This is a genomic window from Gordonia zhenghanii (assembly GCF_021738965.1).
GTDB lineage: Bacteria > Actinomycetota > Actinomycetes > Mycobacteriales > Mycobacteriaceae > Gordonia > Gordonia zhenghanii.
Genome location: NZ_JAKKOQ010000007.1, coordinates 302,639 through 328,684, shown reverse-complemented (window position 1 = coordinate 328,684; position 26,046 = coordinate 302,639). Strand labels below are relative to the sequence as shown.

Annotated in this window: 21 protein-coding genes and 1 tRNA gene; 2 read left to right on the top strand and 20 right to left on the bottom strand. The window is 67.1% G+C overall.

The genetic code is table 11. The annotated features are described in order from the left end of the window. Positions 1 to 15 precede the first annotated feature (15 nt). From L5G32_RS10150 to rpmE, 6 genes are all read right to left on the bottom strand, one after another. Entirely contained in the window at positions 16 to 1,176 is a 1,161-nt protein-coding gene (locus tag L5G32_RS10150) for a glycosyltransferase family 4 protein (RefSeq protein WP_237010910.1), read from the bottom strand. After that, entirely contained in the window at positions 1,173 to 2,396 is a 1,224-nt protein-coding gene (gene glyA, locus L5G32_RS10145) for a serine hydroxymethyltransferase (RefSeq protein WP_237010909.1), read from the bottom strand. The genes L5G32_RS10150 and glyA overlap by 4 nt, the downstream gene beginning before the upstream one ends. Continuing rightward, positions 2,393 to 3,052, bottom strand: coding sequence for an L-threonylcarbamoyladenylate synthase (locus L5G32_RS10140; RefSeq protein ID WP_237010908.1), 660 nt, complete (start codon positions 3,050 to 3,052; stop codon positions 2,393 to 2,395). The genes glyA and L5G32_RS10140 overlap by 4 nt, the downstream gene beginning before the upstream one ends. Beyond that, positions 3,049 to 3,993, bottom strand: a complete 945-nt coding sequence (gene prmC, locus L5G32_RS10135) for a peptide chain release factor N(5)-glutamine methyltransferase (protein ID WP_237010907.1) — start codon at positions 3,991 to 3,993, stop codon at positions 3,049 to 3,051. The genes L5G32_RS10140 and prmC overlap by 4 nt, the downstream gene beginning before the upstream one ends. Beyond that, on the bottom strand, positions 3,990 to 5,063 hold the full coding sequence (gene prfA, locus L5G32_RS10130; protein WP_237010906.1) for a peptide chain release factor 1: 1,074 nt from the start codon (positions 5,061 to 5,063) through the stop codon (positions 3,990 to 3,992). The genes prmC and prfA overlap by 4 nt, the downstream gene beginning before the upstream one ends. 127 nt (positions 5,064 to 5,190) lie before the next feature. Next, positions 5,191 to 5,403 (bottom strand): 50S ribosomal protein L31, encoded by a 213-nt coding sequence (rpmE, locus tag L5G32_RS10125; protein ID WP_237010905.1) that lies wholly within the window; start codon positions 5,401 to 5,403, stop codon positions 5,191 to 5,193. Positions 5,404 to 5,570: 167 nt separating this feature from the next. Between rpmE and L5G32_RS10120 the strand changes: the two genes are divergently transcribed. After that, positions 5,571 to 6,752 (top strand): diflavin oxidoreductase, encoded by a 1,182-nt coding sequence (locus tag L5G32_RS10120; RefSeq protein ID WP_237010904.1) that lies wholly within the window; start codon positions 5,571 to 5,573, stop codon positions 6,750 to 6,752. A 117-nt stretch (positions 6,753 to 6,869) separates the two neighbouring features. On the opposite strand, the gene rho is transcribed toward L5G32_RS10120, so the two are convergent. The 6 genes from rho to argS all read right to left on the bottom strand — a co-directional run bounded on the left by rho (position 6,870) and on the right by argS (position 15,613). After that, complete coding sequence (gene rho, locus L5G32_RS10115; protein WP_443669356.1) at positions 6,870 to 8,939, bottom strand: transcription termination factor Rho; 2,070 nt, start codon at positions 8,937 to 8,939, stop codon at positions 6,870 to 6,872. Between the two features lie 247 nt (positions 8,940 to 9,186). Continuing rightward, positions 9,187 to 10,149 carry a homoserine kinase gene (gene thrB / locus L5G32_RS10110; protein WP_237010903.1) on the bottom strand — a complete coding sequence of 321 codons (963 nt, stop codon included), beginning with the start codon at positions 10,147 to 10,149 and terminating at the stop codon, positions 9,187 to 9,189. Between the two features lie 5 nt (positions 10,150 to 10,154). Next, complete coding sequence (thrC, locus tag L5G32_RS10105; RefSeq protein ID WP_237010902.1) at positions 10,155 to 11,240, bottom strand: threonine synthase; 1,086 nt, start codon at positions 11,238 to 11,240, stop codon at positions 10,155 to 10,157. Further along, positions 11,233 to 12,543 (bottom strand): homoserine dehydrogenase, encoded by a 1,311-nt coding sequence (locus L5G32_RS10100; RefSeq protein WP_237010901.1) that lies wholly within the window; start codon positions 12,541 to 12,543, stop codon positions 11,233 to 11,235. Before L5G32_RS10100 ends, thrC begins: the two co-directional genes overlap by 8 nt. Then, the gene (lysA, locus tag L5G32_RS10095; RefSeq protein ID WP_237010900.1) at positions 12,543 to 13,964 is read right to left on the bottom strand and encodes a diaminopimelate decarboxylase; all 1,422 of its coding nucleotides are present in this window, start codon (positions 13,962 to 13,964) and stop codon (positions 12,543 to 12,545) included. The genes L5G32_RS10100 and lysA overlap by 1 nt, the downstream gene beginning before the upstream one ends. Continuing rightward, positions 13,961 to 15,613 (bottom strand): arginine--tRNA ligase, encoded by a 1,653-nt coding sequence (gene argS, locus L5G32_RS10090; protein ID WP_237010899.1) that lies wholly within the window; start codon positions 15,611 to 15,613, stop codon positions 13,961 to 13,963. Before argS ends, lysA begins: the two co-directional genes overlap by 4 nt. 65 nt (positions 15,614 to 15,678) lie before the next feature. Between argS and L5G32_RS10085 the strand changes: the two genes are divergently transcribed. Continuing rightward, positions 15,679 to 16,533 carry a ribokinase gene (locus tag L5G32_RS10085; protein ID WP_237010898.1) on the top strand — a complete coding sequence of 285 codons (855 nt, stop codon included), beginning with the start codon at positions 15,679 to 15,681 and terminating at the stop codon, positions 16,531 to 16,533. 21 nt (positions 16,534 to 16,554) lie between these two features. Here L5G32_RS10085 and L5G32_RS10080 read toward each other — a convergent pair whose 3' ends face one another. From L5G32_RS10080 to L5G32_RS10045, 8 genes are all read right to left on the bottom strand, one after another. Beyond that, the gene (locus L5G32_RS10080; RefSeq protein WP_237010897.1) at positions 16,555 to 17,253 is read right to left on the bottom strand and encodes a haloacid dehalogenase type II; all 699 of its coding nucleotides are present in this window, start codon (positions 17,251 to 17,253) and stop codon (positions 16,555 to 16,557) included. A gap of 18 nt (positions 17,254 to 17,271) precedes the next feature. Continuing rightward, positions 17,272 to 18,102: a shikimate 5-dehydrogenase gene (locus L5G32_RS10075; protein ID WP_237010896.1), complete on the bottom strand. Its 831-nt coding sequence runs from the start codon at positions 18,100 to 18,102 to the stop codon at positions 17,272 to 17,274. Positions 18,103 to 18,136: 34 nt separating this feature from the next. Beyond that, a complete protein-coding gene (locus L5G32_RS10070) occupies positions 18,137 to 19,012 on the bottom strand; it encodes an RNA polymerase sigma-70 factor (RefSeq protein WP_237010895.1) in 876 nt (291 codons plus the stop codon). Continuing rightward, positions 19,009 to 20,049 carry an NAD(P)/FAD-dependent oxidoreductase gene (locus L5G32_RS10065; protein ID WP_237010894.1) on the bottom strand — a complete coding sequence of 347 codons (1,041 nt, stop codon included), beginning with the start codon at positions 20,047 to 20,049 and terminating at the stop codon, positions 19,009 to 19,011. The genes L5G32_RS10070 and L5G32_RS10065 overlap by 4 nt, the downstream gene beginning before the upstream one ends. 355 nt (positions 20,050 to 20,404) lie before the next feature. Further along, a tRNA-Arg gene (locus tag L5G32_RS10060) sits at positions 20,405 to 20,477 on the bottom strand. A gap of 67 nt (positions 20,478 to 20,544) precedes the next feature. After that, entirely contained in the window at positions 20,545 to 23,142 is a 2,598-nt protein-coding gene (locus L5G32_RS10055; RefSeq protein WP_237010893.1) for an AAA family ATPase, read from the bottom strand. Beyond that, positions 23,139 to 24,431: a metallophosphoesterase family protein gene (locus L5G32_RS10050; RefSeq protein WP_237010892.1), complete on the bottom strand. Its 1,293-nt coding sequence runs from the start codon at positions 24,429 to 24,431 to the stop codon at positions 23,139 to 23,141. The genes L5G32_RS10055 and L5G32_RS10050 overlap by 4 nt, the downstream gene beginning before the upstream one ends. A gap of 127 nt (positions 24,432 to 24,558) precedes the next feature. Then, positions 24,559 to 26,022 (bottom strand): MFS transporter, encoded by a 1,464-nt coding sequence (locus L5G32_RS10045; RefSeq protein ID WP_237010891.1) that lies wholly within the window; start codon positions 26,020 to 26,022, stop codon positions 24,559 to 24,561. Positions 26,023 to 26,046 lie beyond the last annotated feature (24 nt).

The following is a 26,046-nucleotide window of genomic DNA, read 5'->3' as shown; positions in this document are numbered from 1 at the left end:
GAACTGCAGCCCCGACTACCGCGAGACGAACCGCCGTCGTAGGCGCGGCGCGAAGGTCGCGATGAGGGCGACGACGACGCCTGCACAGAAGATCGGCATCACGATGGCCGGCGACACCAGCGTCGACGAGGCCACCGCGAACGCCAGGAGTCCGACCCAGAGGTAGATGACCATCGCGACGCGACGCTGGGTGTGGCCGATCTCCAGGAGTCGGTGATGCAGGTGCATCTTGTCCGGCGTGTAGAAGCCGACGCCGGCGCGGGTCCGGCGGATGACGGCCATGATCATGTCGAGCATCGGGATGAACATCACGGCGGCCACCAAGATCAGCGGCGAGAGCAACGTGAACATGTCGGCCGGGCCGTACGCGCTCCGAGCCACCCGACCCGAGGCACTCGTCGACGCTGCCGCGAGCATCAGGCCGATGAGCATCGCGCCCGAGTCGCCCATGAAGATGCGGGCAGGCGAGAAGTTGTGGGGCAGGAAGCCCAGGCAGGCTCCGGCGAGTGCTGCCGTGATCAATGCGGGCGGGTAGTAGCTGACGTCGCCGCCCTGGTCGGCGAGCAGACCGAGGGAGAACAGGCAGATCGCTGCGGCCGCGATCAGGCCGAGGCCAGCGGCGAGACCGTCGAGGCCGTCGACGAAGTTCATCGCGTTGATCGTGGTCACCGTGATCGCCACGGTCAGCAGGCCGGACTGCAGTGGATCGAGAACGACGGTCCCGATGTCGCCGAACGGAACGTACAGCAGGTACCAAGACAGACCCATGATCACCAGGACGCCTGCCGCGGTCAGCTGTCCGACGAACTTAGTGAGGGCGTCGAGTCCCCACCGGTCATCGATGATGCCGACCAGGACGATGACGAGTCCGGCCGTCAGCACGGCGAGCATGTCGTTCGTGTAGGCGAAGCCACGGTTCAATGCCGGAAGCTGCGCGGCGAGCCCGACCGCGCACACCACACCGATGTACATGCCGACGCCACCGAGTCGCGGCGTCGGGATCACGTGGACGTCGCGTTCACGCGGGATGGCGACGGCGCCGGCTTTGACGGCGAACACGCGCACGAGGGAGGTGATGAGGTAGGTCACCCCGGCTGCCGTCAGACCGACGAGCGCCAACTCGCGAAGGGGAACACCTGCTCCCCCATCACCGACATCGAGAGCGAGTGGGATCACTCGGCTCCTCCCAGTCGCGCGACGGACTCGGCGATCCCGGCGTGGCGTCGTTCGTCGGTGGTCGTCATCGCTTGCACCATCAGATCGACGATGTGCGGCGCACTCGACGGCATGACGCCGCCTGCGGTCGCGGCTGCCGTGCCGAAGCGGATCGCGGACCCCTCGGACACGGGGGCCGGATCGAACGGGGTGATCGCCTTGTCGACGACGATCCCCGCCGAGGCCAGTCGTCGGGCGGCTTCGCGGCCGGTCACCCCGAGCGGGCTGACGTCGACGATTCCGATGTGAGTGTCGGTGCCGCCGCCGACGACGTGCAGGCCTGCGTCGGCGAAACCCGAGGCCAACGCCGTCGCGGTGTCGGCGACGTTCCGTGTGTACTGGTGGTATTCGTCGGTCGTCGACTCGGCGAAGGCGACGGCCTTGGCAGCGATCGAGTGCATCGCGGGCGCACCCTGCAGGAACGGATACACGGCTCGGCCGAGGGACTCGGCGTGCTCGGCGCGCGCCAACAGCAGCCCGCCGCGCGGTCCGCGCATCACCTTGTTGGTCGCGACCGACACGACGTCGGCGTACGGGACCGGCGACTCGAGGACGCCGCCTGCGGCCAGGCCGATCAAGTGGGCGCCGTCGACCCACAGGACGCACCCTGCCTCGTCGGCGATCGTCCGCATCGCGGCGAAGTCCCAGCTTCGCGCATACGAGGTCCCGCCTGCGACCAGAATTCGCGGACGATGGATCAACGCCAGATCGCGCACGCGGTCGTAGTCGATCCGCTCGGTGTCCCGGCGCACCTCGTAGTTGACGACGCTGAACCACCGACCGGACCAGTTGGCGCGAGATCCGTGGGACTGGTGCCCGCCGTGTCGCAGACTCAAGGACAGCACTTGGTCGCCCGGTTGGGCGAACGCCGCGTACACGGCGAAGTTGGCGAGACCCCACGACAACGGCTGCACGTTCACATAGTCCGCGCCGAACAGGGTATGCGCCCGCTGCACGGCGAGTCGCTCCACCTCGTCGACCACTTCGGAGCCACCGTGGTACCGGTGTCCCGGATACCCTTCGGCGTACTTGTCCGCCAGCGGTGAGCCGACGGCTGCACGGACTGCGGGCGAGGCAATCGTCTCGGCCGCCAGAAGTTGCAGAGTCTGTTCACGACGTCGCGACTCCCGCGCGATCAACGCGCTGATCTGCGGATCGACCGCGTCGAGCGGCCCCGTCACTGCTGCGCCACCAGTTCCGTAGGGTCCATGTCGAGGACCTCACCGATCTCGGCGGCGGTGATCGCGCCTTCACGGAGGATGCGCGGGACCTCTCCGGACAGGTCGACGATCGTCGACGGCACGGCCTTCGCCGCAGGTCCGCCGTCGAGGTAGACCGACACACGATCGCCCAACTGCTCCTGAGCCTGCGCGACACTGGTCGCAGGCGGTCGGCCGGAGACGTTCGCGCTCGACAACGCCATCGGCCCCACCTCGCGCAAGACCTCGATGGCGACCGGATGCAGCGGCATCCGCAGCATCACGGTGCCCGCAGCGTCGCCGAGGTCCCACGCCAACGACGGGGCCTGTTCGACGACGATGCTCAAGCCTCCCGGCCAGAACGCCTGCGTCAGTTCGCGAGCCTGCACCGACACCGACCGGACGAGACCGTCGATGGTGTGCCACGAACCGACGACGACCGGCACCGGCATGTCGCGGCCACGCCCCTTGGCTTCCAACAATGACGAGACCGCTTCGCTGTCGAACGCATCGCAGCCGATGCCGTACACGGTGTCCGTCGGGAGCACGACGAGACGTCCCCCGCGGGCCGCGCCGACGGCGGCGTTACGGCCTGCAGAACGGGCGGCGGGATCACTGCAATCGAAGACGACACTCACGGTTCCATCCTTGCACGGTCGGAGTGGTCGGCGGCTCCGACGTTGCCGCCGGATCGGACCGCCGTCACGAATCTAGGTCGGTCGGCGAGATCGGTGTGCGCGACGACGGTGTGAAACCGCCCGTCTGCCGTCAATGCGTCGACCACGGCCGCCGAGGTCTCGTCGTCGTGCTCCACAGCGAAGTGTCCGCCGGGCGCGAGCGCATCGGCGACGATCGGGATCATCGCGGCGATCACGTCCATCCCGGTGTCCCCGGAGAAGACGGCTTCGGCGGGGTCGTGGCGCACTTCCGCCGACACCGGCGACGCGGCCGGGACGTACGGCGGATTGGCGACGATCACGTCGCATGTCCCCAGTGCCTGAGCCATCGCCGCGAGGTCGGTCACATCGCCCGCAAGCACGGTCACGTCGGTGCCTGCCGCGTTGCGTCGCAAGTACTCCACCGCGGTGTCCGAGATCTCCACGGCCGTGACCTCAGCATCGGGAAGGCGCCGCGCGATCGCGAGCGCGAGCGCCCCGCTCCCCGAGCAGAGATCGGCGACGCGAAGCGGCGCTCCCTGCGGAGTTCCCAACCGCTGGTCGAGCGGAGTTCCCAACCGCTGGTCGAGCGGAGTCGAGACCCGAAGACTGGACACCCATTCCGCGATCAGCTCCGACTCCGGACGCGGCACGAACACGCCGGGCCCGACGGCGAGTTCGATCCCGTCGAACCAGGCCCGACCAGTGATGTGCTGCAACGGTTCCCGGGCAGCACGGCGATCCAGTGCTGTGTTGAAGCGCGCGGTATCGGCGTCGCTCACCTCGTCGACGAGCAGGAGACGTCCTGGTTCGACATCGAGCACGTGTGCGAGGAGTTCTGCCGCATCGTGGCCCGCCGATTCGACCCCGGCGGCCTGAAGGGTCCGAGCGCCGTCGCGCCGCAGCGTGTCGGCGGTCCTCACTGCTGAAGTCGTGCCTGCTTGTCGGCGTCGACGAGGGCGCCGATCAAGGCATCCATCTCGCCGTTCAGCACGGCATCGAGATTGTTCGCCTTGTAGCCGATGCGGTGGTCGGTGATCCGGTTCTCCGGCCAGTTGTACGTACGGATCCGCTCGGAGCGGTCGACGGTGCGGATCTGCGCCGCGCGGCCTGCCGCGGCTTCGGCAGCGGCTTCCTCCTCGGCCGCAGCCTGGAGTCGGGCCGCCAGGACCTGCATGGCGCGCGCCTTGTTCTGCAACTGGGACCGCTCGTTCTGGCAGGTCACGACGATGCCAGTCGGCAGGTGCGTCAGACGGACCGCGGAGTCGGTCGTGTTGACACCCTGTCCGCCCTTGCCGGAGCTTCGGTAGACGTCGACGCGCAGATCCGATTCGTCGATGTGGATCTGCTCCACCTCGTCGGGCTCCGGATACACGAGGACACCGGCCGCAGAAGTGTGGATGCGCCCCTGCGACTCGGTGACGGGCACCCGCTGGACGCGGTGGACGCCGCCCTCGAACTTGAGCTTGGACCAAACGCCGTCGCGCACGGACTCGCGAGCTTTGATCGCGAGCGTCGCTTCTTTGTAGCCGCCGAGGTCGGACTCGGTGACGCCGAGAACCGTCGTCTTCCAGCCCTGACGTTCGCAGAACTTGAGGTACATGCGGACGAGGTCGGACGCGAACAACGCCGACTCCTCGCCTCCGGCTCCGGACTTGACCTCCAGAACCACGTCATCGGAGTCGTGCGGGTCTCGCGGGGCCAGCAGGTCGGTCAGCAGTGCGTCCAGCTCGGCCTCGCTGGCCTCCAACGCGGGAATCTCTTCGGCGAACTCAGGTTCGACTTCGGCGAGTTCACGCGCTGCGGTGAGGTCGTCGCGCACCGCGGTGAGCTTGGTGTGAGCGGCCATCACGGGCGCCAGTTCGGCGAATCGTTTGCCGACGCGGCGGGCTTCCGCCGGATCGTCGTGCAGGGAGGGATCGGACAGTTGCTGCTCGAGTCCTGCGTGCTCGGCGAGGATGTCGTCGATCGCGGACGGTCCGTGCGTGGTCACCGTCGGTCACTCCCTATCTGGCACTCCCCGTCTGGAGTCTGGTGCCGTCATGCTTCTACCGGTAGGAAAAACGAACGACGCCCGACCTGAGATCGCGAACGATCTCGAGCCGGGCGTCGAAGGCGAGCTACTTGGCGCGCTTGCCGTAACGCTTCTCGAAGCGAGCCACACGACCACCGGTGTCGAGGATCTTCTGCTTGCCGGTGTAGAACGGGTGGCACTGCGAGCAGACTTCCACCGTGATGTGGCCGCCCTTTGCGGTGCTGCGGGTGGTGAACTCGTTGCCGCAACCGCAGTTGACGACAGTCACCTCGTAATCGGGGTGGATACCCTGCTTCATTTTCGTCCCTTTCAAAAGTGGTCGCCGGGTCACCGGGCGAAATGCTGCGGTGTGAACCGGAACCGGACTGACCGATCGATTATTCCATACCTGGTGCTCTCGGGGCGAATCCGCGCAGCGGTGGCCAGGTTTCGCAGTCCAGGTTTGGCGGGCCTAACCTAGAAGTCATGACCGAAGGCACCTGGATCGACAAGCCGGCCCGCGCAGCGAAGCGTCCCCGGTGGTCACGACGCAACCCGTTTCCGGCGACCGTCATCGAGAACTCGCTTCTGACCGCGCCCGAGAGCACCAAGGAAGTCCGACACCTCGTCCTGGACATCGACGGATCGGGTCTGGAGTACTTGCCAGGCGATGCGGTGAACGTGACGCCGGCCAACGAACCGGCACTCGTCGGCGCGATCATCGATCGCCTCGGGGTGCCCGGCGACACCGTCATCACCGATCGCAAAGGCGACCGGACCCTCCTCCAAGCATTGACGCACGGCTTCGAGATCACCTCAGTCTCCCCGTATCTGCTCGACCACCTCGCCAACGCTCGGGGCAACGCCGAGGTCCGCACGATGCTGGCGGGTGAGCGCGCCGCGCTCGACGCCTGGGCCCGCGGACGCGACGTCCTCGACCTGCTCAACCTCGACGACGAATGGCATCCGACGCCGGAGGCCTTTCTCGCTGAGTTGAAGCCTCTCACCGCGCGCACGTATTCGATCTCGTCGTCGCCGACCGTCCATGGCGGCACTCTGCACCTCACGCCTGCCACGGTTCGGTATTTCGCCACCGACGAGTGGGGCGATGGACGGGATCGGCACGGCGCGGCGTCGGCGTATCTCGCCGACCGGGTCGCCCCGGGCGACACCGTCGGCATCTACGTGACGCCGAACAAGTCGTTCCGCCTCCCCGAGCCCGACACCGACATCATCATGATCGGCCCGGGCACCGGCGTCGCACCGTTCCGCGCTTTCGTCCACGAACGTGCGGGCGGCGAGGGCTCCGGCCGGAACTGGCTGTTCCACGGAGCGCGCAACCGCGACCACGATTTCCTCTACCGCGACGAGTTGCTCGACCTGCACGCCAACGGCAGCCTCGACCGCCTCGACGTCGCGTTCTCCCGCGAGCAGGAGCACAAGGAGTACGTGAGCCACCTGATGGGCGGCCACGGCGAGGAGCTCTACACCTGGCTGCGTGACGGAGCCGTGGTCTACGTCTGCGGCGACGCCGATCGCATGGCAGGCGACGTGGAGGACGCGCTGGCGTCGATCATCGTCCAGTACGGCGACGTCGACGAAGACACCGCGCGCGCCGAGCTGGATCGTCTCCGCAACGAGGGCCGATACCTCCGCGACGTCTACTGACGGACGAGCTCTGGTCGAGCCCCACCGCTGATCAAGCGGAGTCGAGATCCCAAAGCTGGTCGAGCCCAAAATGCTGGTCGAGCGGAGTCGAGATCCCCGCCCGACCAGCAGTGACGGCTAGTTCTCCTTCATGACGCCGGGAGCGTTCTTGCTCACCTGCATCAGGAACTCGACGTTGCTGCCCGACTTCTTGAGCTGCGAGATCAGCAGGTCGATCGCGGCCTGCGAGTCGAGGCCCGAGAGCAGGCGGCGCAGCTTGTGCACGATCGCGAACTCGTCGGGCGACAGCAGCAGCTCGTCCTTACGGGTGCTCGACAGGTTGAGGTCGACGGCCGGGAAGACGCGTCGTTCGGAGATCTTGCGGTCGAGCTTGAGCTCGGCGTTGCCGGTGCCCTTGAACTCTTCGAAGATCACGGTGTCACCGGTCGAACCGGTCTCCACCAGTGCCGACGCGATGATGGTCAGCGAGCCGCCGTTCTCGATGTTGCGGGCTGCACCGAGGAAGCGCTTCGGCGGGTACAGAGCCGTCGAGTCGACACCACCAGACAGGATGCGGCCCGATGCAGGCGATGCGTTGTTGTACGCACGCCCCAGGCGGGTGATCGAGTCGAGAAGGACGACGACGTCCTGGCCGCTCTCCACCAGTCGCTTGGCCCGCTCGATGGCGAGTTCGGCGACGCTGGTGTGATCTGACGGCGGACGGTCGAACGTCGACGCGATGACCTCGCCCTTCACCGACCGCTGCATGTCGGTGACCTCTTCCGGACGCTCGTCGACGAGCACCACCATGAGGTGACATTCCGGATTGTTGGTGGAGATCGCGTTGGCGATGTCCTGCAGGATCGTGGTCTTACCGGCCTTCGGCGGCGAGACGATGAGGGCACGCTGTCCCTTGCCGATCGGCATGATCAGGTCGATCACGCGCGTCGACAGGCGGTCCGGAGTCGTCTCCAGACGCAGACGCTGGTTGGGGTAGAGCGGCGTCAGCTTGTTGAAGTCCGGGCGTTTACGCGCGGCCTCGACGTCGGAGCCGTTCACCGTGTCCAAGCGGACCAGCGGGTTGAACTTCTGTCGCTGGTTGCCTTGACCGCCTTGGCCTTCGCCTTCACGCGGAACCTTCACGGCGCCGGTGATCGCGTCGCCGCGACGCAATCCGTTGCGCCGGACCAGGTTCATGGACACGTAGACGTCGTTCGACCCGGCCAGGTAGCCCGACGTGCGGACGAACGCGTAGTTGTCGAGGACGTCGAGGATGCCCGCGACGGGGACGATCGTGTCGCCCTCGTTGACCTGCGGCTCGCCGCCGCCGTCGGGGCCGCGGTCACGTCCACGACGACGCTCGCGGAAGCGACGTCCCCGGCGACGACCGTTGCCGTCCATGTCGTCGTCGTCATTGTTGTTCTGGTTGTTGCGCCCGCCCTGGTTCTGGCCGCCCTGGTTCTGATTGCCCTGGCGCTGATTTCGGTCGCCCTGGGACTTGTCCCCGTTGTTCTTCTCGGGGTTGTTCTTCTCGCCGTTGTTCTTGCCGGCGTTGTTCTTGTCACCGTTGTTCTTGTCGCCGCGATCGGCCTGCTTGGCTTCGCCGTGACTCTGCTTGGTGGCGTTCTCGTTGCCGTCGTTATCGCTGTTCGAGTTCTGACCGCCTGAGTTCTGACCGCCCGAGTTCTGACCGCGGTCCCGGTCGCCGCGATTGCGGTTCCGATTGCGGTCACGGTTCGCGCGCTGCTGGTCCCCGCCGGTGTCTGCGGCGGACTTGTCTGCAGCGGACTTATCTGCGGCCGGCTTGTCTGCGGCGTGCGCGTCGCGTGACTTCGGTGCATCGGCCTGAGGCGCGGTGTCCTGGGATTCGGTTCTCTGGGGTTCGGTCTTCTGGGGTTCGGCGTTCGCCGGGCCGCCCTTCACAGCCGGGGCTTCTGCGGGCGAGGAGTTCTGCTCAGTCGCGTTGGCCGTGTCGGCCCGCGCATCCCCCACACCTTTAGCCGGTGCTGCTTTTCGCTTGGCCGCCGGAGCGCTCTGGGGTCCCCCACCCTGCTGGTGAGCCCTGATCACGTCGATCAGATCGCCTTTGCGCATGCCCGACGTGCCCTTGATACCCAGCCCACCCGCGAGCGCGCGGAGTTCGGGGAGCAGCATCGCCGACAACCCGGTCCGAGCACGCTTGGGGGTCTGCAGGTCCGTTTCGGTCACGGAATTCCTTTCGTTCCCCGACACCAGAGGCCGGGGCGTCCACTCATGAGCGAGCGGGGAGCATGTCATCTCATCACTTCGCCGAAGGCGACCGATGTCGGAAGAAGTCCTTAGCGGCCGGGAGAATAAAGGCACTAGATCGTGGCCTTCACGGCGGAGCTATTCCAGCGTACCACCGGGTACAGCGTCAGGCACGGAAGGGGCGAATGCCCCCAGTCGAAATGCCCCAGCCGAATGCTCCCGTCGACTAACCGACCACTTCCACGCCGGCCGCGATCGGCAGCGACACCATCTCGAATCCGAACTCGCCTGCCAGCCTCGCCTCGTCGTCGCCGAGCTCGACGGTGCCCAAGACCAGAACCGATGGACCCGCACCTGAGACGGTCGCGGCATGCCCACGCTCCCGCAGCGCGTCCATCAGGCCGTTCGTCGCCGGCATCACCTCGGCTCGGTACGGCTGGTGCAGTCGGTCGGTCGTCGCGTCGAACAGACAGGTGGGATCACTCGTCAGCGCGACGATCCCCAGCGCCGCGCGGCTGAGGTTGAACACCGCGTCTGCGCGCGGCACGGCATCGGGCAGAAGCCCTCGTGTGAGAGCCGTCGACGAACGGGTCTGCGGGATGAACGAAGTGGCCCGGATATCGGCGTGCACGTGGAGCTTCCGCGCGAAGAACTCGCCGTCTGCGCGCGTCCACGTGACCACGCCGGACCCGAGGACCGACGCCGCCGCATTGTCCGGGTGCCCTTCGAACTCACTGGACAGCTGGACCAATTCGCTCGCGGTGAGCCCGCTGCGGCGACCGTCTGCGATGAGCAGCGCCGATGCGGCGGCGAGACCGCCGACCACGGCGGCCGCCGACGATCCGAGGCCGCGCGAATGTGGAATCGTGTTGACGCAGCGCAGGGCGATGCCGGGCGCAGCGACGCCCGCGAACTCGAGTCCACGGATCACCGCGCGCGCCACCAGGTGTCGTTCGTCAGTCGGGACGTCGCCCGCCGCTTCGCCTTCGACGGCGACGACGACGTCGGCGGACGTGACCGTCACCTCGACTTCGTCGTACATCCCCAAGGCCAGCCCGAGGCAGTCGAAGCCTGGACCGAGGTTCGCGCTCGACGCCGGAACGCGAACCCGAACGGTCGTCCCCTCGGAGAGGACGATCTCGGCGTTCGGAGCCCCGATTGTCGAAGCAGCACTCACAGCGTTCCCCATACTCGTCAGCTGACGCCCAGCGCGCGCGCAACCGCCACCGGGTCGACCGGGATCGCGTCGACCTCGACCATCTCCAGCAGAGCGGTGTCCGGGTCCTTGAGTCCGTTGCCGGTCACCGTGCACACGACGGTCGAACCCGCTTCGATCCATCCGTCTTCGTGCGCGGCGAGCAGGCCTGCGACGCTGGCAGCGGAGGCCGGTTCGACGAACACGCCTTCGCGGCCCGCGACGAGACGGTACGCCTCGAGGATCTTCTCATCGGTCGCCGCGCGGAACTGGCCGTTCGACTCGTCTTTGGCTGCGACCGCCTGGTTCCAACTCGCAGGCGAACCGATGCGGATCGCGGTGGCGACAGTCTCGGGATCCGACACCGGAGCCCCGTTGACCAGGGGCGCAGCTCCTGCGGCCTGCACGCCGAGCATGCGTGGCAGCGTCGAGATGATGCCGTCGGCGTGGTACTCGCGGTAGCCCTTCCAGTACGCAGTGATGTTGCCTGCGTTGCCGACGGGCAGTGCGTGGACGTCGGGGGCCTTCCCGAGCACGTCGACGATCTCGAACGACGCCGTCTTCTGGCCTTCGATGCGGGCCGGGTTCACCGAGTTCACGAGTTCGATCTCGGTGAACTCGGCCGTCACCTTGCGAGCCAACTCGAGGCAGTCGTCGAAGTTGCCCTGCACCTGGATGATCTGCGCACCGTGCATGACGGCCTGGGCGAGTTTGCCCATCGCGATCTTGCCCTCCGGGATGAGGACGGCGCAGGTCATGCCTGCCCGGGTCGCGTACGCCGCTGCCGACGCCGACGTGTTTCCGGTCGACGCGCACAGCACGGCCTTCTTGCCGTTGTTGACGGCATTGGTGACGGCCATCGTCATACCGCGGTCCTTGAACGAACCCGTCGGGTTGAGGCCCTCGACCTTCAGGTACACGTCGCAGCCGGTGATCTCCGAGAGCACCGGGGCCGCGATGAGGGGCGTCGCCCCCTCGTGGAGGGTGACGACCTTCCAGTCGTCGCCCACGGGCAGACGATCGCGGTAGGCCTCGATCAGTCCGGGCCAGCCCTGGTGGACGGGCTGGTAAGCGGAGTCAGTCATTGGTTCCCTCCAGTCGGAGCACGCTGGACACCTTGATGACGGAGTCCATCTTCTCAATAGCGGCGACGGTCTCCGACTGGTCTTTGTCGGAGGCGCGATGGGTGACGACGATCAGGCGCGCGGACTCCCCCGCGCCCTCCTGCCGGACGGCGGCGATGGACACCGAGCGTTTGGCGAACTCGGCGGCGACTTGTTCGAGGACGCCCGCCTTGTCGGCGACGTTCATCGACACGTAGTACCGGGTCTGGACGTCGTCGATCGGCGCGACGGGCAACGACGCGTACGTCGATTCCAACGGGCCGCGACCACCGTTGACGCGATTACGGGCCGCCATGACGAGATCACCGAGGACTGCGGACGCGGTCGGCGCGCCTCCTGCGCCCTGCCCGTAGAACATCAGACGGCCGGCGTCCTCGGCTTCCACGACAACGGCGTTGAATGCGCCGTTGACGGTGGCGAGCGGGTGCTCGAACGGAATGAGGGCCGGGTAGACGCGTGCTGAAATCTTCTCGACGCCGTCGGCCTCGATGCGCTCACAGATCGACAGCAGCTTCACCGTGCAGTCGAACTTCTTCGCTGCGATGAGGTCGTCGGAGGTGATCGCGCTGATGCCCTCACAGTAGACGTCGTTCGCCGTGACCCGCGAGTGGAAGGCGATCGATGCGAGGATCGCGGCCTTCGCCGCTGCGTCATGGCCTTCGACGTCGGCGGTCGGATCGGCTTCGGCGTAGCCCAGGCGCACGGCTTCGGCGAGGACGTCCTCGTAAGCGGCCCCGGTCTCGTCCATCTCCGAGAGGATGTAGTTGGTGGTGCCGTTGACGATGCCGGCCACCCGGTTCACCGAATCGCCTGCCAGCGACTGCGTGAGGGGCCGGATCACCGGGATCGCTCCGGCGACGGCAGCCTCGAAGTAGAGGTCGACATTGCTGGCTGCGGCAGCCTCGGAGAGTTCGCCCGAGTGCACGGCCATCAACGCCTTGTTGGCGGTGATCACCGACTTCCCGGCCTGCAGTGCTGCGCGGATCAGGCTGCGCGGCGGCTCGATTCCGCCGATCAGTTCCACGACCACGTCGATGTCGTCGCGAGTCACGAGCGACTCTGCGTCATCGGTGAGGACAGCCGAGTCGACGGCCCCGCGGGGACGCGCCAGATCGCGGACGGCGACGCCGCGCAGCTGAACGGGCGCGCCTACGCGCGCCTCGAGATCAGCGGCCTTGTCGTTGAGGTTCCGTACGACCTCGGTTCCGACGTTCCCCATCCCGAGGACGGCGACACCGATCGGGCGACGTGACGTTGCGGCCATCAGGGCTGGACCTCCAAGCTCAAGAAATCTTCCACGGTCTCGCGCCGCAGCATGAGCCGCGATGCGCCGTCGTGCACGGCGGCGACCGCGGGGCGCGGCGCCATGTTGTACCGGCTCGACATCGAATAGCAGTATGCACCGGTCGCGCCCACCACCAGCAGGTCGCCCGGCGTCAGGTCGGCCGGAAGCCAGCAGTCCCGGACGACGATGTCGCCGGACTCGCAGTGCTTTCCCACCACTCGACATACGACAGCCTGCGCGTCCGACACTCTGCTGGCAAGCCGCACATCGTATTCGGCGTCGTACAGGACGGTGCGGATGTTGTCGCTCATGCCGCCGTCGACGGACACGTAGCGACGGGTCGCCGCACCGTCGAGCTGAACGTCCTTGATGGTGCCGACTCGGTAGACGGTGACGCCCGCCGGACCGGCGATCGCGCGGCCTGGTTCGACGGCGATCAACGGCATCGGCAGACCCAGCCGGTCGGACTCGCGACGCACGATGTCGACGAGCGACGCGGCGAGGTCGGCCACCAGCGGCGGATCCTCGGACGGGACATAGGAGATGCCGAGTCCGCCGCCGAGGTCGAGGACCTCGATCTGCTTGGTCTTCTCGACACCGAACTCGGCGACGACGTCTGCGAGCAGACCGAGGACCCGGTGCGCGGCTAGTTCGAAGCCGTCGATCTCGAAGATCTGCGAACCGATGTGGCTGTGCAGACCGACGAGGCGCAGGTTGTCGGAGCCGAAGACCGCGCGAATCGCGTCCATGGCCTTGCCACCCACCAGCGCGAACCCGAACTTCTGGTCCTCGTGCGCGGTCGAGATGAACTCGTGGGTGTGCGCTTCGACGCCAGGCGTCACGCGGATCAGGACGTCGGCGACCACGCCGCGCGCACCGGCCAGACGGTTGAGGCGCTCGATCTCGATCATCGAGTCGACGACGACGTGGCCGATCTCCGACTCGAGCGCGAAGTCGAGCTCGGCCTCGCTCTTGTTGTTGCCGTGCATCGCGATCCGCTCAGCCGGGAATCCCGCGCGCAACGCGATGGCGAGTTCACCGCCGGTGCAGACGTCCAGCGAGAGACCTTCGCTCTGCACCCAGCGCGCCACCTCGAGCGACAGGAACGCCTTCGAGGCGTAGTGCACGCGGCCATGCGGACCGAACGCGGCCTGCATGTCGGCGCAGCGCGAGCGGAAGTCGGCTTCGTCGTACACGAACAGCGGAGTGCCGTACGTGTCGGCGAGCTCGTCGACGGCGATCCCGCCGATCGTGACAGTGCCGTCGTCCGTACGACCGGCGCCCCGCGGATAGACGTTCGCCGGGATCTCGGCGAGCTCAGCGGGCGAATTGGGTCGCTCCGCGAGGTGCGGAGCGGCGAGGATGTCCGCGTGGCGCGGACCTGCGGGGTGTGCCATCACATACGCTCCGGTGCGCTCACGCCGACCAGGTCGAGACCGTTGGCCAGCACTTGACGGGTCGCCTCGCACAACGCGAGCCGCGCTGCGTGGACGTCGGACGGGTCGTCGTCGCCTTGCGGCAGGACGCGGCACCGCGAGTAGAAGCGGTGATAGGCGCCGGCAAGCGCCTCCAGATACCGGCTCACGCGGTGCGGCTCACGGAGGTTCGCGGCACTCGCGACGATCTCCGTGTAGTCGCCGATCGTGCGGATCAGATCGCCCTCGGACTCGTCGTCGAGCAGTTCGAGATGCTCGGTGGACGGCGCGAGTCCCAGGTCGGCGGCACTACGCGCAAGCGCCGACAGCCGAGCGTGCGCGTACTGGACGTAGTACACCGGGTTGTCGGACGACTGCTTGCGCAGAAGATCGAGGTCGATGTCGATGTTGACGTCGATCGACGACCGGATCAACGCGTAGCGCGCGGCGTCCACTCCGACGGCTTCGACGAGGTCGTCGAGCGTGATCACGGTTCCTGCACGCTTGCTCATCCGGACCGGCTTGCCGTCCTTGACCAGGTTCACCATCTGGCCGATGAGGACTTCGACCGAGTCGGCGTCGTAGCCGAGCGCGGCGGCCGCTGCCTTGAGACGGACGACGTAGCCGTGGTGGTCGGCGCCCAGCATGTAGATCAGGTGGTTGGCGCCACGATCGTGCTTGTCTTTGAGGTAGGCGATGTCGCCCGCGATGTACGCGGCGTTCCCGTCGCTCTTGAGGACCACACGGTCTTTGTCGTCGCCGTAGTTGGTGGACCGCAGCCACCAGGCGCCGTCGGCCTCGTACAGGTTGTCGCTGGCTTTGAGTTGAGCGATGGACTCGTCGACGAGACCGCGATCGAACATCGAGTTCTCGTGCGTGTAGACGTCGAACACGGTGCCGAACTCGGCGAGCGTCCGCTTGATGTGCGCGAACATCAGCTCGACGCCGTCGGCGCGGAACGTCTCGAGCCGGTCGTCTTCGGCGAGGTCGAGCACGCCGGGATTTGTGCCGACGACCGTCTCGGCGATCTCCTTGATGTACTCGCCCGCATAGCCGTCCTCGGGGGCGGGCTGATCGAGAGCTGCGGCGAGCAGCGACCGCGCGAACCGGTTGATCTGCTCACCGTGGTCGTTGAAGTAGTACTCGCGGGTGACGGTCGCGCCGCGGGCCGCCAGGACTCGGCCGAGCGCGTCTCCGACTGCGGCCCAACGGGTTCCACCGAGGTGGATGGGGCCGGTCGGGTTAGCCGACACGAATTCGAGGTTGACGTTCAGGGCATTCAGTTCGTCCCCGCGGCCGTATGCCTCGCGCTCGGCGATGACGGTTGCGACGGTCTGGTTCTGCGCAGCCGCGGCCAGTCGCAGATTGACGAAGCCGGGGCCTGCGACCTCCGCCGACTCGAATCCGGAGTCTGCAGCGAACTCGTCGGCGAGCCACGTCGCCAGTTCGCGCGGGTTGACCCCGGTCTTCTTGCCGAGTTGCAGGGCGATGTTGGTGGCGTAGTCGCCGTGTTCGGGACTACGCGGACGCTCGACGACCACCGTCTCAGGAATGAGGTCGACGTCCAGGTCATGGGCTTGAAAGACCTTCTGCGTGGCAGCGCGCAGCAGACTGGCGAGTTCGGTGGGAGTCACGGGTACCCATCCTATCGGGCGATCACATCTCCCGAGCCCCCGGACTCGCCGCCTACAGTCTCCCCATGACCCTCCCCACGACCTCCGTCACCGTCGTCGGCTCCATCAACTCGGACGTGGTCGCCTCCTGCGAGCGGTTCCCCGAACCCGGCGAGACCGTCTCGGGTACCGCAGTCTCCTACGGTCAGGGCGGCAAAGGCGCCAACCAGGCTCGGGCGGCGGCGCGCGCGGGAGCGTCGACGACGTTCATCGGGGCGGTCGGCGACGACCCCGCCGCCGACCGCGTCCTCTCCTCGTTGAGCGACGTCCACCTCAAGGTGTCGACGGTTCCTGGTCCGACCGGCACTGCGGTGATCACCGTCGACGGCGGCGGCGAGAACACGATCGTGGTGATCCCGGGAGCGAACGCCGCCCTGTCGCTCGCCGACGACGACCGGCAAGCAATCGCCGACGCCGACGTCCTGCTACTCCAACTGGAGATCCCGATCCCCGTGGTCCTCGACGCCGCTCGCACCGCACAACGCGCCGGCACGACAGTGATGTTGAATCCGTCGCCGGTCCGCGTCCTCCCGGCCGAACTGTGGTCGTTGGTCGACGTCGCGGTGGTCAATCAGTCGGAGGCCGACGAACTGGCGTCGCATCGGGTCCATATACCGACGATCGTCACCACGCTAGGCGCCGACGGCGCGCGAATGCGTGGACCGCACGGCGAAGTCCGTGTCGACGGGCTTGGCGTCGACGTCGTCGATACGACCGGCGCGGGCGACGCGTTCACCGGTGCTCTCGCCGCGTCGTGGCACTTGTCCCCTGCGGACCGTCTCGCACGGGCGAACGCCTCGGGAGCCCTCGCGACCACGGTCGCCGGAGCAGCGTCCGCACCGACGGGCGGCCGGATCGACGCGCTGCTCAACCGTTCGTAGTCGGTGGCGCAAGACCCTCGCTCAGCACCCCAACGCTGTCGCCAGTTCGTCGATGCCGCCCACGTTGAACGCATTGAGTTCGCTGGGCTCTGCGGTCTTCGTATCCGGGCCCCATTCGTCGGGCCGTTCCACATACGCGGTCTGCAGGCCGAAGCCGCGAGCCGCCTCGAGATCGGTGGAGTGGGTGGCGACCATCATCGCTTCGTCGGGCCGAACCTGCAGCAGGTCGACGAGCCCGAGGTACGTCTCACGTGCCGGCTTGTAGTGGCGCCACAGGTCGGAGCCGCCGATGACGTCCCACGGCAGATCAGACGCCTTCGCCATCTCGTTGAGCAGGGCGACGTTCCCGTTACTCAGGGCGCAGATCGTGTACTTGCGCTTGAGTCGATGCAGCCCCTCCGACACGTCGGGCCATGCCGGAATGACATGCCATGCGTGCACCGCTTCGTCGAGCTGCGCGTCGGTCGCGACGATCCCGTGCACTTGCGCCAGCACGTCAGTGAGCGTCTCTCGTTGCAGATCGTCGAGCAGTGTCCACGGGCGGCTGCCTCCTTCGACCTCGGCCATCACCGGCTGGTAGCGCCGCCGCCACTCGCGGGCGAGTTCGGACGGATCCAGACCGGGGAAGACGTTCGTCAGCACTCCGCTGACACCGGTGTGCCAGTCGGTCACCGTGCCGAACGTGTCGAAGGCGAGGACCTTCAGGGAACCGGTTGTCATAGAAGAACTCCTACACGCTCACCCTCGCGAGTACTCAGATGCCTTCCGCACTTGTTCAGGTGTAGGGGTGACTCCCGTGTAGAGCGCGAACTGTGCGGCGGCCTGGCCCGCGATCACGGCATCGCCGCTGATCACTTCGGCACCTCGCGCTCGCATCGATTCGACCAGCGGCGTCGTCGGCGGCATCGCGACGACGTCGAGACATCCCGTCGCGGCGTCGACGACGCCCTGCGCGAACGGAAGGTCGTGCTCGGCGGGTCCGCCGTCCATACCGACCGGCGCCGCGTTGACCAGAAAGGCAGGCCGAGCGTCGCCGAGATCGGTGGCGTGCGCGAACCCGTACCTGTCGGCGAGTGCCCGCCCGGTCTCCACATTGCGAGCCACGACGGTGACGTCGGTGAATCCGGTGTCCCGCAGGGCCGCGACGACAGCTTTCGCCATCCCACCGCTTCCCGCGACTGCAACGGACGCTCCCCTGTCGAATGACGCCCCGGCAAGGAGGTCGGCGACCGCCTGATAGTCGGTGTTGTACGCCCGGAGCACACCGTCGTCGTTGACGATCGTGTTGACCGAGTCGGTCGCCGCCGCCGAGGCCTCCACGACGTCGACGAGGTCGAGCACCGATTCCTTGTACGGCATCGACACGGCTGCTCCTCGAATGGGGAGACCGCGGATCCCCTGCACCGCGGCGGCGAGATCGGCGGGCGCGAACGCCTTGTAGACGTAGTTCAATCCGAGCTCGTTGTAGAGGTAGTTGTGAAATCGGGTGCCGATGTTCGACGGTCTCGCGGCCAGTGAGACGCAGAGAACGGTGTCCCGGTCGAGGGTGCGCGCATGTGGTGCGGTCATGGAGTCCAGGGTAGGTGCGCTCGGCGAGCGGTGTTCACACACGGAAGCGCGTCAGCTTCTCCGGGTTCCGGATCGAGTACACCGCGGTGACGTGTTCACCGCTCACTTGGATGCATGTGACGGTGTCGACGACGCTGTCGATGGACACGATGATCGCGGGCATCGCGTTGACGACGGTCGCACGCATTTCCAACTCTCCGAGTTGGGCTACCTTCGCGAGGAGTCCAGTCACGATGCGCGCCACGTGGTCGACGCCCTCGATGGGCCTGCGGGCCGCCGACACGACGCCGCCGCCGTCGCCGATGAACACGACGCCGGGAGAGAGCACATCCATGAGTCCCTGGACATCGCCCGTCATAGCGCTCGCCATGAACCGCTCAGCTACCGACTGTGCTTGGGTTGGCTCGGCTACGGCTGCAGAACGCCTGGCCCGCACATGGTTTCGCGCCCGATGCGCCACCTGCCGTACGGCGGGTTCGGTCTTGTCGACGGCCGCAGCGATCTCGCTGTAGTCGAAGTCGAAGACCTCGCGCAGCACGAACACCGCTCGTTCGGTGGGCGTGAGCGACTCCAACACCAGCAGCATCGCGGTCGTGACGGCTTCGCCGGTCAGCACGTGGTCCAGGCCCGCGTCCGCACCTCGGGCCTCGAGTGGCTCGGGCAGCCACGGTCCGACGTACTCCTCGCGTCGTCGACCGGCCGACCGCGCCGCGTTCAAGGCCTGCCTGGTGACGATCCGCGCAAGGTACGCACGAGGATTGTCGACGTTCTCATGGTCGACGTCGTGCCACCGTATCCAGCACTCGGACACTGCGTCCTCGGCGTCGGCGACCGATCCGAGGATCTCGTAGGCGATCGAGAAGAGAAGCGCCCGGTGTGCGACGAACTCGTCGTCGTGCTCGGCGATCATTTCGGGCCACGAACCCACAGCGCGTTTCCGGTGCGCGCCGACCAGAGGGCACCACGGCAGACGGCTTCCTTGAGGTAGGCGCCGGGCCTGCCACCGAACCAGATCCGGGTGGGGACGTCATTGCGGTGCGCGCTCTGGATGACGGCGTTCTTGCGACCGAGCGACACGTTCTGTCCGACGAACGACATCGAGAACGGCTGCTCTGCCTCCCCTGCGAGATCGCGCGCGATGTTGTCCGCGGCGGCGGCGCCCTGTGGAAGGGCCGCCTGGCAGCTCAGTCGGGCGCCGGGTACGGAGGCACTGTCGCCGATCGCGTACACGTTCGGGTTGCTGGTGCTGCGCAGGCAGGCATCCACGGCCACCCGCCCCGCCGAATCGGTCGCGAGTCCGCTCCGCGCGGCGAGAGTGTCGGCCTGTCCCGCGACCGCCCACAGCGTCAGATCGGTGGATTCGTCGGGCGTCCACATGCCGGTGACGATGTCGACCCCCAGATCACGCAACACGTCGAGGACGCGTTCGCGGGCACTGCTGCTGAGCGAAGCACCGAACTCGTCGCCGACGATCCGCACTGTCAGGTCGGGGCGTTCAGTCGCGACCTCGGACGCTGCTTCGAGGCCGGTGAGTCCCCCGCCGACGACGGTCACCGTCGAGCCGGGAGTGAGGTCGGCGAGTTTCGCCTTGGCAGCGCGCGCCGTCTCCAGGCCGCCGACAGCGTAGGCGCCCTCCGGCGCGTCGTTCGAGCTGCCGACGGCGTAGACGAGCTTGTCGTACTCGAGTGACTCCCCATTCGACAGCGTCAGCACACCGTCACCGACCTTCTCGATCGCCGTGATCCGCAGCTCGATCCGATCGTCGAGGACGTCTCGGAGGGGCTTCGTCGCGGTTCCGCTGCCTGCGATCAGTTCGTGCAGCCGGACGCGTTCGACGAACTCTGCACTCGGATTCACGACGGTTATCTGCGCATCGGCGACCTTGCGCGCCAAGCGATTCGCCGCGACTGTCCCGGCGTAACCAGCTCCTGCAACCACGATCTTCATTGGTGTCCTCCTGACCCGAGTTCATCCTTGCACTCATAGGACACCGCTCGCGTCAGCGTTGTGACATTCCGCTGCTCCCCTGCTGGTCGAGCCATATCTGCTGGTCGGGCCCATAGCTGCTGGTCGAGCGGAGTCGAGCCCCCGCCCCGCGAGTCGTACGGGCGGTCCCGAAATCCTAACGCACCGGGGACTCCGGGGCCTAATAGTCCGCAAGAGTCGCTGAGCGTACTGATTTCGGCAGGTCTCGACTCCGCTCGACCAACAGAACGGGATCGACGAGCAGCGGAGCGAAGAACTCTGTGGCACGTATTGGGCACGAAACCGGGTGAATGCGGTGAAACCGCTGGTCAGACTGTGCCCCCCGTAGGATTCGAACCTACGACCTTCTGCTCCGGAGGCAGACGCTCTATCCCCTGAGCTAGGGGGGCGGGTCAAGCGAAAGCTACATTAGCGCACCACAGTTCGTGTTCCTAACGCCGGGGCGCGGAGCACGACTCAGACGGCGATGAGAGTCGCGTCGTCCACGCCCCGATACCGATCTGGAGTGCAGGTCAGGACGATGATCTGGGAACTGGGCCCGGCAGAGCCGATCACCGTCGACATCGAGGCGAGTCGCTTCGGGTCGGTGTAGCCGAGCGCGTCGTCGAGGATCACCGGCACGCCGTCGGCTTCGTCGACGAGCGACGCGCACGCGAGCCGCGCGAGGAGTCCGAGTTGTTCGCGAGCACCCCCGGACAGCGCGGTGACGTCCACGGTGACACCGTCCAGAGTTCGCGACGCGATCCGGAAGTCGTCGCCGACCGAGAATCGCACGCCGTCGCCGAACACCGGTGCAGCGAGTTCCTCCAGGCGCCGTGCGAACGGATCGATGTAGCGAGCTCGGGAGTCGGATCGCTTGCGCTGCAACGTCTCGTGCAGGACGCGAGCGCCCTCCGCCCGTTCGCTGACTCGGACGAGCGCGGCCTGGGCGGCCTCATTCTCAGCGACGGCGTCCGACAGTTCGTCGAGTCGCCCGTCGTTGCGGCACACCTCGATCCGAGTGGACAGCTCCGCCTGCAACTTGCGCTGCTGAGCCAGCCGCGCACGCGTGCGATCGAGTGCAGCCTCGGCTTCGTCGTACTTGGCTCGCACACCCGCAGCATCGACACGTGCGGCCTCGGCGGCCGTCTTGGCCTCCGCCGACTTCGCCTGCGTCAACTGGTCGTCGGCCGAGGTGACAGCTGCGGCGAGCTCGTCGTCGGATGCTTCTTGCTCGGCGGCCGCGATCTGCTGTCGCAGTGCGGTCGCTGCTAGCCGGGCGTTCTCCCCCGATGTCTCCCACGCCTGTGCCCGGTTCCGCTCGCCCTGCTCACGGTGGACCTGCGCATCGCGCTCACGCTGGGCCTGGCCGACAGCTTCCGACAGCTCACGCTCGCTGGTGCGCAGCGCGACGAGGTCGTCGTCGCCCGAACCGGATGGCGGATCGCCCGCCGGGATCCGTGTGGCGAGCTGAGCACGGGCTGTCGTCAGTCCGTCGGCGGCACGCCCAGACAGTTCACGCTGCAGACGACGCTCGGCTTCGGCAGCCACCCGAAGCGACTCGGTCCGCTTGGCGGCCGCGCCGGCGACGTCAGCGAGGTTCTCAACGCCGCATCGTGCAACGACCTCCTCGCCGAGCGACGTGAGCCGTGCAAGGTCGTCGGCGAGTGCTTGCATATCCGCGCCCGGGGTCACTTCGACACGCACCGACGGCGCCTCGATCGTTGTCGCCGCGGTGACCGTCAGCGTCTGTTCGTCGTCGGCCGCGACACCGCCGATCCGCACGCCGTCGGCGAGCGGAGTCACCACGACTGTCGCCGAACCCGACTCCAGACGCGCTGTCGCAGCAGCGATCTCGCGATCGAGCTCGACGGCACGCGCGGCATCTTCGGGAGTCGCACGGACCCCTTCGGCGGCGCGCCGCGCAGCCTTGACCTCGCCGCTCAAGCGCTCCACCTCGGCGATCGCGACGTCCATCTCGGTGAGACGACGCCGGTCCGCCGCGACGCGTTCCGCGGCCTCCGCCGACTCGATCCGAGTTCGGACATCGTCCAAGTCTCGCTGCGCGACGACGACCCGTTCGGCCATCACCGTTGCCTGCTCGCCTGCAACGGCCGCCGCTTCCCGTGCGGTCTGGACCGCGGTACTCGTCGTCGCGATCTCCGATTCCGACTGCCCCAGCCGGTTTCGCAGATCAGTCCGCTCGCGCACCGCGGACCGGGCTGCCTGGACCCCAGCCTCATAGCGGGCGACGACAGCCTTCGCGGTGGCCAGTCGCTCGCCCACGGCATCGGCTTGCGACACCTGTGCGGCGAGTGTCGACACCTCGATTCGCTGCTGCGACTCCTCGTTCATCGCGTCCTCGATGCCGCGAGTCACGTCCGGAAGGCGGTCTGCGGCCTCCTGCACCGACTCGAGCAGACGTTCACGTTCGGCGACTGCAGCCGCTGCCTTCTCTGCCACGTTCCGCGCCTGGAGCAATTCGCCACTCGGACGTCCTTGCGCGGCGGTGAAGTACCGCGAATACTCCTTGGCCACGGCGGCCACGAGGTCCTGCGACTCCGGGGTGTCGGCACCCTCATCGTCGACTTCGCCCGCGGCCCGGTCCAGCGCGCGTGACAACGCTGAACTGTCCGTCAGATCGCCCAACTCGGGGTCGGACGACTGTAGTAGACGCAGCGCCCGATACAACGTGTTGTCGAGCGACGCTCCCAGGATCTGTTCGACCCGCTCGTGCGCGGGCCTGCCAGTCAATTGCTCCGGCGCAGGTTCGACGATCGTCAGTGCTGTCTCCGGCGACTTGTTGAAGCGTTTGAAGTACTCGAAACGATAGGCGCCACAACTGATCTCGGCGAACACTTCACTGCCGACGTCCCGCCCGGAAGGCTGGACTGCGCGAACCTGCGACTTCGAACTGTTCGCTCGAGTCGTCAGGAGAAGATCGAGCGCTTCGACCATCGACGACTTGCCCGCCTCGTTCTCGCCTTCGATGACGGTAACGCCACTGTCGGCGAACATCACCTCGCGCTCGACGATTCCACGGAAATCCGCGACGCGTAACCGGTGCAACCTCATCGGGACGCACTTCCGGCGAGTCGGTAGAGCAACGACAGAGCCGACCGAGCGGCCGCCGCGTCATCGTTGACGTCGTCGGCCCCGGACTCGATCGACGCTCGCTCCTGCAGTTCTTCCGCAGCCTGCGCCGCGTATCCCTGCAGTTCTAGCCTGTCGAGGTCTGCCGCGTCGGAGACGACGGTCAGATCGTGCTTGCGCTCCCAGAGTTTGACGGCAGCGAACCGATCGGATGCCTCGTCCAACAATCTGTCGAGGTCGACGTTCTCCGACACCGTCACCGTGCCGATCAGCGCGAGTTGCACGACGGTGCGCGGCTTGTCTGCCAACGCGTCCAGGGTCGTGCGCAGGCGCTCCACGTCGGCAGCGTCGTTCATGTCCTGAGTGAGGGTGTGGAACGACCACTGCCCCACTGTGTGTCTGCGGACGTCCACCGATGCCTGAGAACCACGACGCAGCGTCACTTCCAGCACGTGGCCGGGCTCGGACTCGACGTTGTCGAACGCGGTCACTTCCGGAGCACCGGAATACCAGACTCGGCCCGATTCGCCGACCGAAGTCACCGAGTGCCGGTCGCCGAGCGCCACGTAGTCGACGAGGTGGTCGGCGGTCGCCGCGTCGAGCCCCGCGCTGCGCACGATCGACGGATCAGGGTTCGGGCTGAGGGAATCCATACCGCCGTGACCGACGACGATTCGAATGTCGTCGGACGGCGGCAGTGCGGCGAGTTGATCGGCGATCAGGTCGGACGTCGGGTGCTTGGAATGCCACGGAGCGGCGACGATGCTGATCCCGTCGCGCACTCGAAGCACGCCGGGCTTGTCCAGGACGTGGACGTTGTCCGGACACGCATCGACGAACGCCGCGGACCGGTAGACGCTCGTGGCATCGAGCGGGTCGTGGTTCCCCGGCAGCAGATAGACCGGCACCGGGTAGTCGGCCAACGCGTCGAGCGTCCGGCGGATGATCCGGGTGGAGACGCGCGGATCGTCAAAGACGTCTCCGCACACCACCACGAACTCAGCTCCCGACTCGGCGGCGACTTCACCGATCCGCACGACCGCGGCATCGCGAGCCGCGGCGTACGTGTGCTGCGCCTCGCCCGTCAGGAACCGACGGGTCATGCCGAGCTGCCAGTCGGCGGTGTGCAGGAACGTGACTTCCGGGTCAGTGACCGGAGACTCGGTCGGAGCACGGTCGGGCTCGACCAGCACAGGACGTTCGGGCGCCTCCGGGGCGGACGGCAGGTCGAACAGCGATAGTGGCTCCGCCTCGAACAACGGCTCAGTCATCGCGACCTCCCTTCACTCCCGGATGGAATCGAACTGCCCTTTTCGAACTCGTACCGATAGTACGAGCCGGGTACGACAATCCCGGTCTCCGGCACGCGGGCGGACGTCTCGACCAGCGACGCGCAGACTATCCGCCTTGGTGCGAAGGACGCTTCAGGAACAGGGCACTGACGAAGCCGATGAACAGCAGGACGGCTCCGAGGTAGATCGCCTGCCCCATCGAGTCGGCGAATCCGTGACGGACTACCTCCGGAAGCTGTCCCACCGTCCGACTCTGACTGTCGTCGAAATCGATTCCGGGCAGATTCGCGGCGAGACGGGAGGTCATGAGTGCGCCGATCGCCGACGCGCCGATCACCGAACCGACGACGCGCGTCGTGTTGTAGACGCCTGCGCCTGCGCCTGCCTGGTGCCACGGCAGGTCACGAGTGGCGGTCGCGGCCAACGGAGCCCAGATGCCTGCGCTGGAGACGCCCATCAGGACGGTCGGCAACAGCAGCAGCCACACCGGCGTCGCCGGGTCCATGATGAAACCGAGCCACCACATGGCGACCGCGTATCCGAGCAGACCCGACGCGACGATCGTGCTGGGATGCACACGGTCGAGGACCCGGCCGACGAGTGGCGCGAAGACACCGGTCAGCACGGCCATCGGCACCATCACCAGCGCAGATCGAGTCGGTGACATGCCGCCGACGAGCTGAAGATAGAACATGATCGGGATCATCGAACCCGACACGGCGAAGCCCATCGTCGCGATACCGACGTTGCTCAACGTGAAGTTGCGGTTTCGGAACAGGCTGAGCGGGACTAGCGGCTCGCCGCGCATCCTCGCCTGCCAGAGCACGAACAGCCCCAGGAGCACGACGCCGCCGAGGACCAGCGCCCAGATCCACGCTGCCCAGTCGTAGCTCTCGCCCTCCTGGATGCCGAACACGACAGCGGTCAGGCCGACAGCCGAGAGCGCGACGCCGACCCAGTCGAACTTGTGCTCGTGGGTCTCGACCGTGGGCACCAGGATCTGCGCGAGGAACAGGCCGACGACGCCGATGGGCAGATTGACGAAGAAGATCCATTCCCAGCCGAAGGAGTCGGTCAGGATTCCACCGAGGAGCGGTCCGACGGCGGTCGCGACGCCGGCGACGGTACCCCACACGCCCATGGCCGCGCCACGGCGTTCCGGCGGGAAGATCCGAGTGATCAACGCCATCGTCTGCGGCGTGATGAGTGCGGCGCCGAGTCCTTGCAGACCGCGCGCAGCGATCAGCTCGCCGATCGAGCCGGAGAGTCCGCACCACAGGCTCGCGACGGTGAACACCACGAGACCGGCCTGGTACACCTTCTTCGGGCCGATCTTGTCGCCGAGACGGCCGGTGATCAGCAAGGGCACCGCATATGTCAGCAGGTAGGCGCTCGTCACCCAGACGATGCCCGTGACGCTGGCGTCGAGCGCGGCCTTGATCTGGGGCTGGGCGACCGCGACGATCGTCATGTCGACGAGGATCATGAAGAACCCGACGCACAGCGCGAACAGCGCAGGCCATGGGCGGTCGGTGACCGGCTTGAACGTCGATCCACCTGTAACTGACATACCCGGCGCTCCTGCCTGCGGAAA

Coding starts and splice junctions, on each gene's coding strand:
- rpmE (WP_237010905.1), bottom strand. CDS start 5,403: ATGAAGCAGGGTATCCACCCCGATTACGAGGTGACTGTCGTCAACTGC.
- L5G32_RS10120 (WP_237010904.1), top strand. CDS start 5,571: ATGACCGAAGGCACCTGGATCGACAAGCCGGCCCGCGCAGCGAAGCGT.
- thrB (WP_237010903.1), bottom strand. CDS start 10,149: ATGGGGAACGCTGTGAGTGCTGCTTCGACAATCGGGGCTCCGAACGCC.
- thrC (WP_237010902.1), bottom strand. CDS start 11,240: ATGACTGACTCCGCTTACCAGCCCGTCCACCAGGGCTGGCCCGGACTG.
- L5G32_RS10100 (WP_237010901.1), bottom strand. CDS start 12,543: ATGGCCGCAACGTCACGTCGCCCGATCGGTGTCGCCGTCCTCGGGATG.
- L5G32_RS10085 (WP_237010898.1), top strand. CDS start 15,679: ATGACCCTCCCCACGACCTCCGTCACCGTCGTCGGCTCCATCAACTCG.
- L5G32_RS10080 (WP_237010897.1), bottom strand. CDS start 17,253: ATGACAACCGGTTCCCTGAAGGTCCTCGCCTTCGACACGTTCGGCACG.
- L5G32_RS10075 (WP_237010896.1), bottom strand. CDS start 18,102: ATGACCGCACCACATGCGCGCACCCTCGACCGGGACACCGTTCTCTGC.
- L5G32_RS10070 (WP_237010895.1), bottom strand. CDS start 19,012: ATGATCGCCGAGCACGACGACGAGTTCGTCGCACACCGGGCGCTTCTC.
- L5G32_RS10065 (WP_237010894.1), bottom strand. CDS start 20,049: ATGAAGATCGTGGTTGCAGGAGCTGGTTACGCCGGGACAGTCGCGGCG.
- L5G32_RS10055 (WP_237010893.1), bottom strand. CDS start 23,142: ATGAGGTTGCACCGGTTACGCGTCGCGGATTTCCGTGGAATCGTCGAG.
- L5G32_RS10050 (WP_237010892.1), bottom strand. CDS start 24,431: ATGACTGAGCCGTTGTTCGAGGCGGAGCCACTATCGCTGTTCGACCTG.
- L5G32_RS10045 (WP_237010891.1), bottom strand. CDS start 26,022: ATGTCAGTTACAGGTGGATCGACGTTCAAGCCGGTCACCGACCGCCCA.